Origin of the sequence: Muricomes intestini (assembly GCF_004346165.1) — a bacterium.
GTDB classification, from domain to species: domain Bacteria; phylum Bacillota; class Clostridia; order Lachnospirales; family Lachnospiraceae; genus Muricomes; species Muricomes intestini.
Window position 1 is genome coordinate 17,157 of the sequence record NZ_SLZZ01000018.1, and the last position, 15,991, is coordinate 33,147.

Below are 15,991 nucleotides of genomic sequence, written 5' to 3' on the forward strand. Positions count from 1 at the left end.
TTTAGACTTTTCTTCTGTATCATCTCTGCACCACCTGCGGTATCCGTATGAATTTCACCTGGCCCTCGGCCATCAGCACTCCATCTGGCTTTCGCGGCGCCTCATTTACTCTAATTGGGAAAATCGCCAGATATCCCTGGCTGCTCAGCAAGAGACCGTTTCGTGCAGATTTCAATGCCTGAGTAAATTCATCCTGGCCCTTGAACTTGTTTATATCTGCTGCCACAATAAACGTGATGCCGCACTGCATGGCACGTTTTAATCTTCCTGCAACGATCGGCATATCTTTCCCCGCAAGGTCGATAAAATCGTCAATATCATCGATGACCACATAATAGGGTTCAATGGATTTCAGCACCTCCTGCAGAGGTTTTCCCTCCAACAGCATCGTATCCATCTGGTTTTTCCGTTGACTGATCTCCACATTCAGCTGATTTGCAAAGAGCTCCAGTTCCTCCAGGGTTGTCATATACTTGCCCTTTTCCCTGTAGTCATATAGGCTCCGGCTTCTTGAATCAAACAGATATAATGTGGCTGTTTCATCCAGCTGGTTTAAGATTACCTTCAAAGCATTTGTTTTCCCGCTTCCACTCTCTCCCAAAATCAAAATTGGACTGTTCTGTCTTGCCCACCCGGTGCTCACTACGCTCTCCCGTTCAAGGCCCATAGCAATCTCGTTTTCGTCCTGCCCGTAGGAAAGGAATTCCTGATAGGACAATTCTTCAGGTAAAATCGGAATATGAGGCGCTTCCTCACCCTTGTACTCTTGGCTCATCCGCTCTGCAAACACCTGCAGATTCCGGCTGTAATCCACTTCATTTTTAAGTTCCACCGGTGTATACAGCTGCATGGCATTTACATTTTCGCCTGTCTTTACAAGCGTTCTCCCCTGTACGTCGGGCAAGCTATACTTACTTCTGCCGACCAGTCCCTTGACCTCATTTTCGTCAAAATTCACCCCGGCTATCTTGTTTTTGAAATTGTTCAGAGTTGCCGCGCGCAGTGCACTCATGCGGCTTGCAGTTGCAGCCATATAGATACCGAGTCCCACGCCGTCTCTGGATAGCTTGGTGAAATAGTTTTCCATCTCATAGCCCATTTCCTTGACGGCGTCATAATTGTCGAGGCAGATAACAATCGCTTTTAGGGGTGTTTCAGCCATCTCATTGTAGACTATAAAGTTTTGGGCCAGAGCAGCTGCCAGCTGTTTCTTTCTCTGTTTGATTTCTTCTGTCATCAAAGCCCGGAATTTTGTAAACTTCTCCTCTTCATCCAGCATAATATAATCTGCCATATGGGGAAGTTTTGCCAATGTAATCAAGGCGTTATTGCCAAAATCCAGAGTATAAAAATTCAAATTTGCCACACAATTCTTTGCAGCCAGCCCCAGGATGATGTTTTCCAGGAATACAGACTTCCCGTAACCACTGGAGGCAATGTAAACAATGTTTCCCTCTTTTGCGAGATTTACTGTATATTCCTTCTGTATCTGTTCTTCAGGCACATCCAATATTCCCAGCACCACATCAAGATCAAGGATCGGATTCTTTCGGATTTTCATGTGGGGATTCACTATCCTATCCGCCAGGGGTGCGAGCCAGGGCTTTTTCACCTCCAGTACCTTTTCCCGTTCGTACAACTGGTGAACATACCGCACTACCGCATCCAGCTGAGTCTCCGTAGCTTTCTGTTCCGCCTCTGTTCCGCGCAGGTCCTGGTTGATCAGTTCACCCTGGCCAAGCTCATTAACCAGATAGATGCGGTTATCCTGAGTTACTTCTTTTTCTGACTCCCGGATATACAGAGCACCCGACCAAGCAGACTGAAACAGCTCATAAATCTCATTGTTGCCCACCTGCAGATATGCCCGCCCGGCCTGGGTAATATTCGCGGCGTCCGGCGTATGCAGTACTTCTTTACTGTCCGACTCATTCTGAACCTTCAGACAAATCCTAAACTTACTGTTTGTCCAAATCTGGTCATCCACCACGCCTGTAGGCTTCTGCGTGGCAAGAATCAGATGAACTCCCAGGCTTCGCCCGATACGGGCAGCGGATACCAGCTCCTTCATAAACTCCGGCTGCTCTTTCTTAAGCTCCGCAAACTCATCGCTGATAATAAATAAATGAGGGATGGGTTCTTTCGCCCCGCCCGTTTTAAACAAATCATTATACGCGTTAATATGGTTAACTTCATGCTCACTAAAAATCTTCTGTCTCCTGCGCAGCTCACTCTGGATGGACGCCAGCGCACGCATGCTCTCACCACCGTCCAAGTTTGTGATTGTCCCCAGAAGATGAGGCAGATTTTTGAACAGGTTCGCCATGCCGCCGCCCTTGTAATCAATCAACAGAAATCCCACTTCATAGGGGTGGAAATTTACGGCCAGAGACAGAATATAGGACTGTACAATCTCTGATTTTCCGGAGCCTGTAGTACCGGCAATCAGTCCGTGGGGGCCGTGGGCTTTTTCGTGGAGATTCAATTCCAGATAGTCACCTGCGGCCCTGGCACCTAATGGCACCGTCAATGTTTTGGAAGAGTTGTTTCTCCTCCAGCGCTCTCGCACTTTGAGTTCCTCCGGGTTCTGGACCCCGTACATTTCGAAAAATGTTATACTCTCCGGGATATGGCTGTTCATTCCCTGTTCATGTACCAGCACTCCCAGGTTTCTGGCCATCATCTCCAGATTTGTGTCCCCGATGCGGTACAGATGTATCCTTCTGTCACAGAGCTCTTTCTCCTGAAGAAGAAGACGCCCTTCCCCGGAATTTTCAAGGAGCAGAACTGTCCCGATATTTTCCGGCAGATTTGCCTGCTGCAGGCTAGTATAAATAATAGAGAATCCAAGAGTCTGCCATGTGTCTCCGGCAAAAAATTCCATGATGGAATGATCAATGATGATCTTCGGTTCATCTATGATAAAAATAAGATGCGGGAGAAAACGCGCTTCCTTTTTACTCTCCTCCACCCGCTGCCTGCGCTCCTTTAGTATCTGTTGCAAACTTCCGAGTACCTGATCCCGGATTTTCTCAGTATATATCAGGCCCAGTACATTTAAGCCTTGTATTCTTGCATGGGAAAGCCACCGCATCCACGAAAAGTCATCTTTATAGTCCTCCGAATAAAGCACGATGAACTGTACATCGTGATAGCTCTGGGCAAAGCTGAGCTGGCTGACATAATACTTCAACTGCTCATGAATCACGCTCTTTTCTCCCACCAGACCAAGATTCGCCTTTTTTAAATCTACAACCTGGGGCTTATCAATAACCCCGAACTGCCGCTTCATGCTGCGGATCTCGTCCGCAAATTCACTGCTCTCCAGGCTGATATCGCTTGTCCTGTCTTCAATGGCAAACACAGCCGGTCCCATGTAATGGCCCACGGCAAAAGTAAGGAAATCTTCATCCATATTGCTCCGCTCATAAATACGGCTGCTATAGTTTCCCACCATGCGGCAGATTTCATCTGCCTGGGGATAATTATACCGGTATGCCTCGTTTTCCGCCTGCCAGCATTTGTAAATTTCTTTTCTTTTTTCCAGAAGATAGTTTCCATAAATTTCTTTCTTTTTGGCTTCTTTCTCTTTACTCTCTTTTTTGTCCTGAAAATATTTTACTACTGAAAAAATAGCTGTCATGCCTGTAAAACTGGCAGACATGAGTATAAAAAGTCCTCTTTTCAATAAAACTCCAATTAAAACTGTAACGAGAACCATGCAAAGAGGCGGCAGTACCATCTGAACCAGACCTTTCCTCCCGAAATTACCCGTGGAAGGCTCTGCCTCTATTTTCACCTTTTTATCACTGATCCTCTTAATTAGCCGGGGAGACCGCTTGTACAAAGGAAATTGTTCTATCTCTCCAATTCCTAGACTGTCCGACATCCGGGGCAGAAAGCTCTGATAATCATCTCCCCACACCTTTATGTACTTTTCTCCAAATATAAACTTACAATTTTCTATCAATAAAACAGCTCCTGGATCTAAAGGATATGAACCGTCGCCGACGCTTTCCTGATTTAAGTAAAGTATTGTGTCTCCGCTATTTTCTATCAGCAGGCTGTCTGCCTTTGTCATAATTTTAGCCGCACAACCGGAAATGCAGATATCTGCATTGTCTCCGGATAGAAATGTCCATTCTTTTCTCTCGTAAACTGAAAAAACCTCCCCCAGATACAGCAGCCGGTGCCCCTGAAGTTCATGCCATTCTCCTGGCTTGAGCGGCTGCTCTCCGATTAGGATTTTTCCCCCTTTTTGCTTATATTCCAGTCCATCCGCAGTGCCCCCTTCCATAAGAGGGTACTCCATATAGGATGTGTTGTTTTGCACAATTAAATATCTCATACTCTTTCCTCTGTTCATCTATTTCTGATAACTATCTCAAAACCAGTACATCTCCCGCGTACACCTCTGCCTGCCTGAAAGTGAGCAGTTGATTTACATATTCCTTCTTCCGTGTAGAATATATCAATATCTTCTCAGTCTGAAAGAAGATCTTATGATTCTCCTTTAGCACTTTTAAAACTTCTGAGATCCTCTGATCCGGGCGGACCATCAAATCCATGCTTTTCTGATTAATTTTAACTGTCAAGGTAATCAATTTTTCACCCCTTATCTCTGTCCTCCTGCAATTTACACATCTGTAGGAAAATATCCTCTTCCTGCATGTCCCATTCCCGCTGCATTTTGTCGTATGTAGTTTTTGCATTTTCGGATATCTCCTGCTGCCTTTTCTTCATAGCATTCATAAGATTCTGATGAGCATTAATAAAATTACGCATTCTGGTATCCTCAGGAGAAAACCGCTCCCGCATTTCCTCCCATCTCTGATACCGGCGGGCGGCCTTAAAATTTTCTTCTTCCCAGGCCTCCTGCATTTTCTTCATGTCTCTCTCAAAATTTTCTCTTTCTTCTCCTATTGTTTTTAATTGATTATTCAATTCTTCTTCTGTCATATGCTCTATCTTTTTCATGCGAGGTTCCCCCCTCTTTTTATATTTTGTATCCTTTTATTTCCTCAGTCATACTTTCTATTTCCAGTATGTGCTCCAGTCTGATTAATGACCCCGGTTTCTCTGTCATATCCAGATAAAGGCTGCTTAAAGGAACTGCAAGTTCCGGCGCAAGGATTCCAAGTGTTATAAGGGAAAGGTTTTCCACTGTAGATGCCGCCGTTTCCTTGAGAATCCTGTCCCTTCTTTCCTGCAAATCCCGGAAGCTTTGTTCAGACCTCATAAAATCAAATTTATCCGGATACCATACCTCCAGCTTATCCTTAAAAATAATCTCTGCTGCCCAAAAATTTGTCAATGAAATTCTCTTCTCTAATTCTGTATCTAAGGTTTCACATTCCCCCGCAGGAAGTTCCATGGCGGTTTTTTCTGCTGTCAGTCCCTGAACTCCCATATCCAATAGTGCATACATCCGCTCCATATATATGTCCCTGTAACAAGTATCCGGAATTAATCCCGTATTTTTGTCCTGTACAGGTTTGGTTGATTTCCACACGGCGTCGTTAAAATCTGCAAATGCCTGTGATACCTCTCCATTCTCATCATACTGAAAAATATGATTTGCATACTCTGCAGCAAATACATGCATTTCATCAGAAATTTTGTTCGGAGACAGGGCAAATGCCTTATCATATCTCTCTGATGTCCCTGTCAGAAAACTCCGGAAAAATTCTTTATCTTCCCCTGTCTTACATAAATCCAATGCTGCCTCCACTTCCCGCAGAGTATAGTCGATTGCCGCCATGTACCGAATCTGGCTTCCGGTAATTCCTGCTGCCTGCAGCCTTTTGATTATTCTGGGATAACTTTCTTTTTCCTCCAGTTCTCTCCGCCACCCGGCGTTTACATTGGGAAAGTAATTTCCCACTTTAAATGCGCCTCTGATATCCGAAACGGCAGCTTCTGTAATATGTCTGATTACATGCCCTGTAATGAAAAGGGTGGCCGTTGAAGCTTCAAGATTGTCGTAAAAATCAATTTTTCTCTGCAATTCATTTATTATATCATTACAAATTCTAGCTTCTTCTTCATATCCATTCGCCTCTTCCTCATATATACGTCCAAGTTCTGCGCCGCTAAAACCAAACCTATAATAGTAATCGGAAAGATACCTGTCTGCTTTTGCTGCATCCTCTGCCTCTTCTCTTCCCTCCTCAGCGTCCTTCTTAGCTTTGAGAATGACAGTACCGTCAAGCTTCTCTACACCCACTGAGCCCTTCAGATTCTGATAGTCTGCAATATCCGCCTCGTTCGCCGAAATCATGCTGTCAATCACTGTCAAATAGTCATTCAGCTGCTGTTTCAGCTTGTCAAAGCTTTGACTCTGAAGCTCATCATTTTCTATAAATCCAGAGATCTTGTTATTTGCTGTAATCAAATCCTCATTGTTTTTCCGTAAAACTTCTATAGCTGAATCACACTGGGCCTTCACTTTGTCCGGATACAATTTTGAATTTTCATCCATGACCGGTTCCCCTCTCTAGTCTTCTGTCATCTTGCCCCCGGGAAATGTTATTTAAACTCCTTCCACTGGAGGTACTCATCAAAACTGTGAATGGCATGCTCCTGTCCATCTATAGAGTTTTCAGCTGAAAGTACACATCTGTCGTAAGTCACCTCTTTTCCTGCCTCCGTCAATAGGCTTAATATGTCTTCCGGGCTTGAATTACCAGCAAGATAAAGCGTTACAATATCATTTTCCTTCCCCTCATAGTCCTTTAGCCTGGGGAATTCTCCATATAATTTATTGTTTTCTTTTGGGAGAGTAGCTTTTGCTAATTGAACACCTATGGATCCAAAAGGTTTTTCAGGATATACCCAAATCTCTCCCATATCCAATTTATCGTTTTCGTTAAAATATGAAAAACCATTTTGCTCCAATAATCCGATTTCATCCTTGGAAAAAAGTGCTTCTATTCCATTCATATTTTTATACATTTCATCTGCTTTTGTAACGAGCGGATTTATTTTCTCACTCTTCTCCCCCTTTTCCAAAAGCATGCTTTCATCCGTGGATATATTAACGTAAAGCATCTGTTTCTTTTCTGAATCATATGGGTCTTTCGGATCTTCCAATAGAAAATCAAAATATGCCTCCCCATTTTTATTTATAAAAGTACCTACATGTGCATTCCAGATCTTATCCGGTGCTTCTTTTTCTACGAGCTCTTTTACATCAATCGTTTTATATTTTTCCTGTGATGAAAAATCATGTACAGTCAGTTTCGCAGAATCAAATGACTTTACATATGCCCGTTCTCTTTTAAACTCCATGTCCTTCAAATAGATAAATTTCCCCGGAATCACCTGATTTGCCAGATTCCAATTATCCTGCGAGGTGACTATGCATGACATCTTCGGATCTGCTGCTCCTTGCTCCACATGCAGAAAGTCTGAAAACTCATCTTTTCTTGACACTGATATCACATCCTTATTTAACCTCCGCCACACCCCTGCGGCAATAAGAGATATAAGAAGTAATGCAGCACAGACACATAAGATTATCTTCTTTTTATTCATCATGATTTCCCTCCTGCAACAGCAGCCTTTATAAACTGAGTCTGAACATCTTCTAAACCAAAGTCTCCCTCTGCTTCAATGGCACAGATTGCATCTATAAATCTCTCCATTGACATTTTGTCAAACATGTCTTTTCCCCCATGCAATAATGTCTTGCTATCTTCTTTTATAGTTTCACTGTAATCTCCATCCTCAATCATCTGCTCCACTTTCGAACTGCTTTTCTCCCAGCTCTCGACCCAGCCGTTCATTCCCTGCTCTTCCCAGACATTCATAGCGCGCAGCACATCTGGATTATATACCCCGGAAAAGGAAAGCCCCTTAGTATCAGATAATACTTCAAACATACTTTCCACGCCTTCCCTATTACCTGCACCAGTTGTTACCTTGTATTCACTCCCCATACCAAACCAGTCCAAGTAAACCTTTGTCTCAGCCTGATTTAACTTTTCTGTTGAATTAAGAAAGTTTATATACCCATTAATGCTGTCTTTTATAGCTATGTTCGCTGCTCCGACTCCAAGTTTTCCAAACTTTGTCTCGGCCAGACTGGTTAATCCGTTCACTGTGCCTGCAGAGCCCTCCACTCCCATCATTACTATGCTGACCAATATTGCAGCCTCCGGTGCAAAAGTTCCCAATGCAAGGGTTCCAGCGTCTTTCGCAAGTGTTTTCATGAAATTTTGGAATGCCTGTTCCTGTTCCTCTCTCGCTTTCTTGAGTTCCTTCTGGGTGAAATGATGCTCCAATGCATTTCCACTATTCAAAAAATTTGTGTTGATTTCCTCTGTCACATCAATTGAACCGTAATATAGGGACATATGTTTCAGTGAGAAGGCTGCTTCCCCATTAGCGAATGTCAAATTTGTAATCCTGCAGTCTCTGGCCTCTCCTTCAAACATTCCATTCAATTTTTTCACTATAAGGTTTTCCGTTGTCCAGAAATTCATCAAAGCCATCTGCTTTTCATAGTCCCTGTATAGTTCCTGATACCCTGTGTCCTGCGGCTTCATAGATGCCAACAGAACTGCATCGCCATTTACCAGAGCCGTTGCCCCCAGGCACATCTTCTCCAGATAGACATCACGATATGTCCTAGTAGGTACATATCCCTCTGGATCCTCAATCCAGTAAATCTCTGCCTCCAGCAATTTGTTATTAAATTCTCTTAACCGTTTTACGGCTCTTCCCTGCGCATTTCCCTCATCATCCATTACAAGTAAATGAGCAGCATAGTCAGCCATGACAATAGCCATTTTCCCAGATAGGAGACTTGGATCCACCTTAAAGGCTGCTTTATACCCTGCTTCCGTTCCATCCATAAGATGTATCAGAAATTTTTTATCTTCCTCTGTCTCACATGATTTCCATGCTGACCATGTGTCCTCGGGAGTATATCCTATCTCCATCATATTCTGAATCAGTTCACTGGCAACTCCGACTGCCAGCAATTTTCTAACGAACTCATCGTAGTTTTCTTTCTCAGTCAGTGCTTTTCTCCACACTGCACCCAGGTTTGGAGAATAACCGTTTTCTTGAAATGCATCCTTGATGTCCGAAAGCGCAGCCCCCAATGCAATCCTTGCTGCCGCGCTGCTCAAAAAAAGCCCCGCCGTTGATGCTTCAACAGAATCATAAAAATCTATTTTCTCCTGGGTATCTGTGAGAAGTGAATTCCAGCCGCTTGCCTCTGTGTCATACCCCTGAGCTGCTATCTCCAGAGAGAAAGCCATGGTCTGAGTGGGATCTTTGCCGGTACTGCGCCATACATCTGCCATCCATCTGCAGGTAGCCGCTGCACTTTCCGCCTCTTCTTTTCCCTGCTCGCAATCTGCCTTCCTTTTCAGCAGAGCTGCACCGTCAAGATCCTCAGAGTTTCCCCCCTCCAATGTCTCCTGCAGTGTCTGGTAATCTTCAATGTCCGCATTATTTGCTGCTGCCATTCCCTCAATTACTGTCAGATAATCCTGCAGCTGCTGCTTCAGATTATCAATACTCACACTTTTAATTTCATCATTGCCGGAGAAATGAGTAATACTGCTTTTTGCTGTATTGAAATCGTTATTATTCTTTTGCAAAATATCTATAGCTGACCGACACTGGCTTTTTAGTGCATTTGGTTTTAATATGGAGCCTGTATCCATAGCTGCATCCCCCTTTATAGTTTGCTCTATCATTAAAACGGCGTCTGATACTGATACATTTCGTATCCACACCGATAATTTTCTTCATTTGTTTGCAGAAAAGGGGACGCCAATCCGCCCCCTGCCCTTTAACCGCGGTTTGCATTGCCTGCAGACTCGTCGAATTCCCGATACTGGTTTGCGTTTTGTACAACACCGTTTCCGATATCTTCAATCAACTGCTTCATAGCCTCAAAGCTCGGTGCCATTTCTGCAACTCTTTCTGAAAAGCCTTCGTACCCGCTTCCCTGCCACATAGCCGGCAACTGCTCATTTACTACATTGTTGAGCCATGTCTGCAGATCCGTTACATCCTGTGAATGGGATGTAATATTCTGTCCCTGTGCTACAACATCATCAAAATCCATCTGTAATGCCACGTCTTCACCCCCCTTCCACACTCTTTTTTATCTATAACAAAAGGACATTTTACCTTTGTTACCATATTTAATCCGAAGCTTCTGCTTCTGCATCCAAATTATATTTCTTCTCCAGACTGTCAATTTTAGACTGAAGTTCCCGAAGTTTCTGTTCTTTTTCTGTCCCTGTAATAGACGTATCCGCCTGAGTCTGCGACTTGTCTTTCAGGTAAGCATATAAAAGGAGTTCATCATCCGTAAGCTGCATTGCCAGATCCTCCGCCTTTGTCACGTTCAGCCGCCCAAGGTAAATCCAGTACTCCAACTCTTTCGGATTGGAATCCAAACTAAACCTCGCCAGTATATTTTCCTTCTGCTCACTGCTGAGACTTTCACTCTGCAGATATGCTTTGGCAAGTGTGTATTTCTGATGTTTGTCCAGTTCCCCCACCTGGATACCCTTCAGGGAATCAATCAGAGCCACGTTATCATTTTCAATATATGCATTGTCGGCGCTGTTCACAGCCGTCAGATAGGGAATTGTTTTTACATATTGAATCCCGCTGTATATGCCCAGCAGAATTGTGCTTACCGTCAAAACAACAACCGCAAGCTTTAAAATCCGGTTTCCTGTTTTACTAACAGAAATCTTCTCTCTTTTCTGTTTTTCCAGATAGTTACCTTTTATATCTTTTAAGTACCGTGCCGCGGCTGCAGCATCCTCTGCTTCAAAAAGAGGCGCCGTGCGGGGATTCTTTTTCAAAAGCTCTTCTCCGCCCTCCATATAATCCCGAAAGCTATACTGCCCGTTCAGTGCACAGGCAATGAGTGCCTTGTAGGCCAGGAGAAATCCCTCCTTCTTTTGCTCTCTCGAAGGCAGATCCCTGCTTTTAATATACAGTACTCCTGTAGAATCATAATATAGGTTGGACGGCTCAATAGAAAATTGATAGCTTTTCGTATCCTGCTCAAAATCTGCCGCCTGAATCAGCAGGTTTAGAAGTGTGACGGTATCTTCATTTCGTGCTTTTATAAATGGTATTAAATCTTCTGCAGCATACTTAAAGGTTACTTCCTCTTCCGTTTCACCCCATTCCATCGGCAGAAAATGTGTGCCTGCCGTCTGAAGCCTGCAAAAATCATAGATGCCAACTGCCGATAGCTCTGATTTTTTTACCTGTTCTGTCAGCAGTTCCCCTGTATTTTCCATAACTATCTTCCCCTGTTCCTTCTCAATCTTCTATTGTAAATGTTTCTTCTATGTCCTGAGTCGCCCTCGCTGTCTTTTGTCTTCTCTTCTGCCAGTACAGGAGCATGCCCGCCCCAAAGACTGCAAAAAACAAAATCAGCATCGAGTAAACCATCATGAAATTTGTCTTGGGAGTGGCTTCCTCCTCTTTCACTCTCTGCATATTGACTCCCTGAAAAAGCTGTGCCACCGTTACCTCGTCAGTGTTCACATCACCCATTTTCTGCACAAAGGGCTGGCCTTTAAGAAAAGTTTCCTGCCTTTTTTGTGTTCTCTCGGCTGCCGTCACTTTTTCCTGAAATTTTGTTGTAAAAACCGGGATTTCATTTAAGTCCGTCAGCGAGGAACCGGCTTTTCCCGAATCCTGCAGGACGTAAGGGTCAAGTATTATATCTGAGTCTGCCATAATCCCTCACCTCTTTTACTTGATATCAGTTGAATTTTTATCTTTCGCTCCTCTATTTGAAAGAGTCTTTCCAATTGCCGCGCCTAATAGCAATACACCCAGAAGAACAACCAGTGTCGGCACAGCCTTAGAAGAATTTGACTCATCATCTTTTTCATCATCTACGGCTGACACTGCCCCCACAGATGCAGCAGCTTTTTCCTGCGTATCTGCCTGTGCCTGATCCACGGCGGATGCCTCCTCTGATACATAGAGAGGACTTATAATAAACTCCGCTGCCATTGTGTTTTCCAAGGTTCCGATTCTTGTGTAGGGCAACTTTTGCGTAAATGCCTGGAGAAGCAGCTGATTTTCAGCGGAGTTGTTCACCTTCACCGATTTCGCACCTGACAGGCCTTCAGCGACAGCTTCGTTGGAGGCCTTTGTTGCCGACTTTACATTGTCCTGAAGCTTAGTCTGGTTTTCGGCGTAGGTTGTATATGTATTGGAAAGCGTCTCACTCTGCGATGCGTCACGCTCTGTGATAGTCTTCTGCATGTCAGAGCCGTTGGACTGCATATCCGCATAGGAACTCTGAATAGCACCCCGATCTAAATATTTCAAGGGATTGAAGACTTCTACATTATTCCGGAAATTCTCCAGTTCCCCTGCCGAAATATTATAATTAGCTGTAGCCTCGGTCTTAAGTTTTTTAGTTTTTCTTAGCAATGGTGCTACTATATCCTTATTGACAGTGTCCAAAATTTCGGCACTGTTTACAGTGTCAATCTTATAACCACTATCTGCTGAAGTGTCAAAAGACAGCTTAGATTTTATAGAAATAAAGGCATCATCTACATCAGCATTATTTTTACTTGAATTTCCTTCTGTATAGTTTTCATCTGGATTTTTTATAAATCGGCTCGGATCATAAGTAGGTAGTATACTCTCATTAATTAGAGACCTTATGTTATCAACATTATTAATAGGAACCTTATTTTCTTCGTCCCCTATACTATAAGTACCTGTATATGTAAGGGCAAGAGCATCCGTATAATCTATTAAAAAAGACTCTATTCCTTCCTCATTAAGACTTTCTGTAGCCATGTCCCAGATATAATAAACTGTTCCATCCATGGTAATAGACCCCGTCCCAGGGTCGTTCACAGAATAAGCTGGAGCAGATCCCTCTATTGTTCCCTCATAGATGCCGCTGCTAAGAATACTAGCCAATTTATTCACTGCATCATTCATTTCAGCATCTTCACCTTCCCGATATTTTCGTATACCCTCCTTGGTTCCATACCAGCAAGACTCTATGGTTTTCAGCTCGGCTTCTGCATCACCTACATCTTTCTGTATATTATTTTTACTCTCCTCTATCCCTTCATTATAATCTTGTAATGTGCTTTCTACTGTGTTCAGCCCTTTATCATAAACATTATTTCCATCTTTGCCCTTAGTTACATCAAAATTTTGTATCTCATCATTTGTAGTTGCAAACAGCTCGCTAACAGCACTTCCCTGAGCTGTTAACTCCTTTTTATCTTCTTCTCCCTTTTCCTCTACGTATTCATACTCACTTCTGATTCTTTCCAGGAGTTCACCATTTTGTGTGATATATCCTTGGATGTCGAGCGCGCTGACTTTCATGTCCGGCTGTGCCAACTGCGGAAACCGCACATATTTCTCCAGATCATGAGGTGAAATAACTGATATGGCGTCCACATCCTCCTTGTCATTTGCCATAACTGTCAGGGCACTGTCCTGTGCCCCATGAAATTCTTTCATAACTCCGCTCATATAGAGGATGCTCACATGATCGGACATTCCCTGAATGAAGGAATTTAACTGCTTCAGCGCAGCTAATTTATCCTCCTCCGGCAGATTCTGGTTCAGCTCATATGTAATACCGGACTTTGTCATTGTTGTATTTAAACTCTGGATATTTGCTGAAAATGCAGACGGAATAATCACGTATGCCGCATACGTGCCCGAAGTAATCCCTGTGCGGGCTTCTTCCAGACTGGTATATGAAAAATCGTTGTTTGGAAATTGAATCAGACTGGCTGCATAATTGATATTGCTTCCGTTTTGCTCCACGCCGTTATCCAAATTTACAACCGCAACTGAGCGAGTGCCTGCTTTTTTCGATGTTTTCTCTTCCTTCGCCTCTGCTCCATACTGACTTTCCTGTACCTTTACTGTGTCTCCGGCCGCCTCTTTAGACTGCCCGGATCTGCCCAATGCAAACCCTGCTCCTAAAAATACTATGGCAATCGCCACCAATGTAATCACTTGAATAATTTTCTTTTGTTTCATTTTCTTCCAGCCTCCGCGCCTCCTATAATCCTGAGCCAATCAAATTTCTGCGTTAATTATAACTCAAAGTTTTATTACGTTCAACCACAAATGCCCTGTTTTGGTGTTTTATTCCACTTTATAGGCTCGGTTATTTACGTAAAAATTGATTGTCAGGACTGTAGGCATCCGCATAGAGCGGATCATTGAGTGCCAGATTGAGGTATTTTTCTGTATTTCCGGAACCTTCCATTTCGTTGCCAGCTACGTCCGCCACTCTCCACTCTCCATTTATTTTCACATAATTCCAGGTGTGAGCCTCCCCGGATGCTGTCTCCCCTGTAACGCAGACGCACATAAGTCCCGCCTGGGTTCCTAATGCTGCAAAAGCCTCTGCATAGCTGTCACTGGTTCCCTTCTGATGAAGCAGGACTCCTATCATATTGAAGGATTGTTTACGTTCTCTAAGCTCTTCCTTTAAGGTATCCCTCTTATCCTCCATCTCCCGCCATTCATCATGGCTGAGTTTTTTACTCTCTTCTGAACTGTCCAGCTCCCTCAGCTTTCGGTACTCCTCCGCTTTAGCAAAAGCATCGTCATCAAAATCGGAGGTTTCTACCAAATACCGGTTGATTGCCTTCACCTTTTCCAGTTCGTCCATATTGCCATTCACTACCTCACCTGCAGTGCGTATTACCTGCTCCTTTATACTCTCCATCCCTTGGACTGCGTCCTCATTATATGAAACCTGCAATATCTTCCTTTTTGGTGAGTAATAAGTATCATCAATCTCAGGCAGCAGATTGTAATACCAGTCTTTGTCGAACACCGTGTTGTCAACCTGGTAGTAGATCAAGTCGGTGTTTGACTCATCGATTGAATAGGTCACGGTATATTCAGAAACACTCCCATCCGCCATGATCATGGGTACCCGGTCCGGCAGGTCTTCTATTTTCTTCACCCCATCAGAAACAATAGATGCATATTTGTTAGAAAATGTATTCCATGCCAGTCCTATCGGAACTTTATTCCCAATAGCATCTGAGGAAATACTGTTGCCCGGAACCGAGAGATTTTTATATTTATTGACAGCTACAACAAATATATGGTAGTCTCCAACCCCCGCGTCCACCTCGTCGCGAAGTTCCAGATCCGTCTTATATGCGGGGTCGTTTTTATTATCGGAAGAGTATTCCATTGAAGCGCCTAATCTATACCCGGATATATGAGCCTTCTCCGACTTTGCTATTTCAAGACATGCAAAGCGGGGACCTTCCAAGTAACCATTTTCTTCCTTTAAAGATAGCTGTTCCTGGATTACAAGATAATATTCCGCCCTTTTCACACGGGCCCACTCCAGGTTCAGCTGCCCATCATCAGTAATACTCATCTTCACCTTCGGGGCCGCCATTTTGACAGAAGAATGGTCAATTTTCACAAGATAGATATAAGGCTTCTCCAGCAGCCTGCCTGTATTCAGATCATTATTTTGCACCAGATACAGGGTATCATAAATTCCCCAGCTGTCATCTCCCAGTAAGGTGAATGTTTCTTTTTTCTTGTTGTACCCTTTGGAGAAGCTTACAGACTCCGTGGCAATGTTTTGAGGGGAGGGAGAAATGATGAAATTATACCCGGAGGACTTCTTCGAAATTGTATCCGGCCTGAAAAGCGGCCTTGTCAAATCACAGTCTTCATATACAGTAAATGGTTCCGCTGTGTGGTCGTCCTGATTGTTTTTCTCAAAGTCCGCAGATTTGGAAATCTTAGTCGGAAATGTTATGCTTTCATTCATATTGATATAAATGGGCTCTTCCTGAAATATATACTTATCCGAGTCACTATATTTTTCTTTTAATACTGCAGCCTGCTCTAAAGCCGCACTCTTAGATTTCGTTTCATTCTCCCTGCCGCACCCAGAAAGTGCCAGTATAACTCCTGTTAAAATTAGTAAGCGGCAATAACCTTTTTTCATAAC

At 43.5% G+C, this 15,991-nt stretch carries 11 protein-coding genes; all 11 read right to left on the reverse strand.

Annotated elements, in window-relative coordinates; genetic code table 11:
* Window positions 1-19 precede the first annotated feature (19 nt).
* On the reverse strand, window positions 20-4,348 hold the full coding sequence (gene essC / locus EDD59_RS12265) for a type VII secretion protein EssC (RefSeq protein WP_165920936.1): 4,329 nt from the start codon (window positions 4,346-4,348) through the stop codon (window positions 20-22).
* A gap of 31 nt (window positions 4,349-4,379) precedes the next feature.
* Window positions 4,380-4,595 carry a hypothetical protein gene (locus EDD59_RS12270; RefSeq protein WP_132382287.1) on the reverse strand — a complete coding sequence of 72 codons (216 nt, stop codon included), beginning with the start codon at window positions 4,593-4,595 and terminating at the stop codon, window positions 4,380-4,382.
* A 13-nt stretch (window positions 4,596-4,608) separates the two neighbouring features.
* Entirely contained in the window at window positions 4,609-4,977 is a 369-nt protein-coding gene (locus tag EDD59_RS12275) for a hypothetical protein (RefSeq protein WP_132382290.1), read from the reverse strand.
* A gap of 19 nt (window positions 4,978-4,996) precedes the next feature.
* Window positions 4,997-6,481, reverse strand: coding sequence for a hypothetical protein (locus EDD59_RS12280; protein ID WP_132382292.1), 1,485 nt, complete (start codon window positions 6,479-6,481; stop codon window positions 4,997-4,999).
* 47 nt (window positions 6,482-6,528) lie between these two features.
* A complete protein-coding gene (locus EDD59_RS12285) occupies window positions 6,529-7,299 on the reverse strand; it encodes a hypothetical protein (RefSeq protein ID WP_132382294.1) in 771 nt (256 codons plus the stop codon).
* A 236-nt stretch (window positions 7,300-7,535) separates the two neighbouring features.
* Window positions 7,536-9,680: a hypothetical protein gene (locus EDD59_RS12290; protein ID WP_165920937.1), complete on the reverse strand. Its 2,145-nt coding sequence runs from the start codon at window positions 9,678-9,680 to the stop codon at window positions 7,536-7,538.
* A gap of 128 nt (window positions 9,681-9,808) precedes the next feature.
* A complete protein-coding gene (locus tag EDD59_RS12295) occupies window positions 9,809-10,099 on the reverse strand; it encodes a WXG100 family type VII secretion target (protein ID WP_132382299.1) in 291 nt (96 codons plus the stop codon).
* Window positions 10,100-10,166: 67 nt separating this feature from the next.
* Complete coding sequence (locus EDD59_RS12300; protein WP_132382301.1) at window positions 10,167-11,288, reverse strand: type VII secretion protein EssB/YukC; 1,122 nt, start codon at window positions 11,286-11,288, stop codon at window positions 10,167-10,169.
* Window positions 11,289-11,310: 22 nt separating this feature from the next.
* Window positions 11,311-11,733, reverse strand: coding sequence for a hypothetical protein (locus tag EDD59_RS12305; RefSeq protein ID WP_132382303.1), 423 nt, complete (start codon window positions 11,731-11,733; stop codon window positions 11,311-11,313).
* 15 nt (window positions 11,734-11,748) lie between these two features.
* Entirely contained in the window at window positions 11,749-14,034 is a 2,286-nt protein-coding gene (locus tag EDD59_RS12310; protein WP_132382305.1) for a YhgE/Pip domain-containing protein, read from the reverse strand.
* 130 nt (window positions 14,035-14,164) lie between these two features.
* A complete protein-coding gene (locus tag EDD59_RS12315) occupies window positions 14,165-15,988 on the reverse strand; it encodes a transglutaminase-like domain-containing protein (protein WP_132382307.1) in 1,824 nt (607 codons plus the stop codon).
* Window positions 15,989-15,991 lie beyond the last annotated feature (3 nt).

What these genes read in the sequence shown, in the direction of transcription:
- EDD59_RS12315 (WP_132382307.1), bottom strand. Translation starts at nt 15,988, where the DNA reads ATGAAAAAAGGTTATTGCCGCTTACTAATTTTAACAGGAGTTATACTG.
- EDD59_RS12280 (WP_132382292.1), bottom strand. Translation starts at nt 6,481, where the DNA reads ATGGATGAAAATTCAAAATTGTATCCGGACAAAGTGAAGGCCCAGTGT.
- EDD59_RS12310 (WP_132382305.1), bottom strand. Translation starts at nt 14,034, where the DNA reads ATGAAACAAAAGAAAATTATTCAAGTGATTACATTGGTGGCGATTGCC.
- EDD59_RS12305 (WP_132382303.1), bottom strand. Translation starts at nt 11,733, where the DNA reads ATGGCAGACTCAGATATAATACTTGACCCTTACGTCCTGCAGGATTCG.
- EDD59_RS12275 (WP_132382290.1), bottom strand. Translation starts at nt 4,977, where the DNA reads ATGAAAAAGATAGAGCATATGACAGAAGAAGAATTGAATAATCAATTA.
- EDD59_RS12300 (WP_132382301.1), bottom strand. Translation starts at nt 11,288, where the DNA reads ATGGAAAATACAGGGGAACTGCTGACAGAACAGGTAAAAAAATCAGAG.
- EDD59_RS12290 (WP_165920937.1), bottom strand. Translation starts at nt 9,680, where the DNA reads ATGGATACAGGCTCCATATTAAAACCAAATGCACTAAAAAGCCAGTGT.
- essC (WP_165920936.1), bottom strand. Translation starts at nt 4,348, where the DNA reads ATGAGATATTTAATTGTGCAAAACAACACATCCTATATGGAGTACCCT.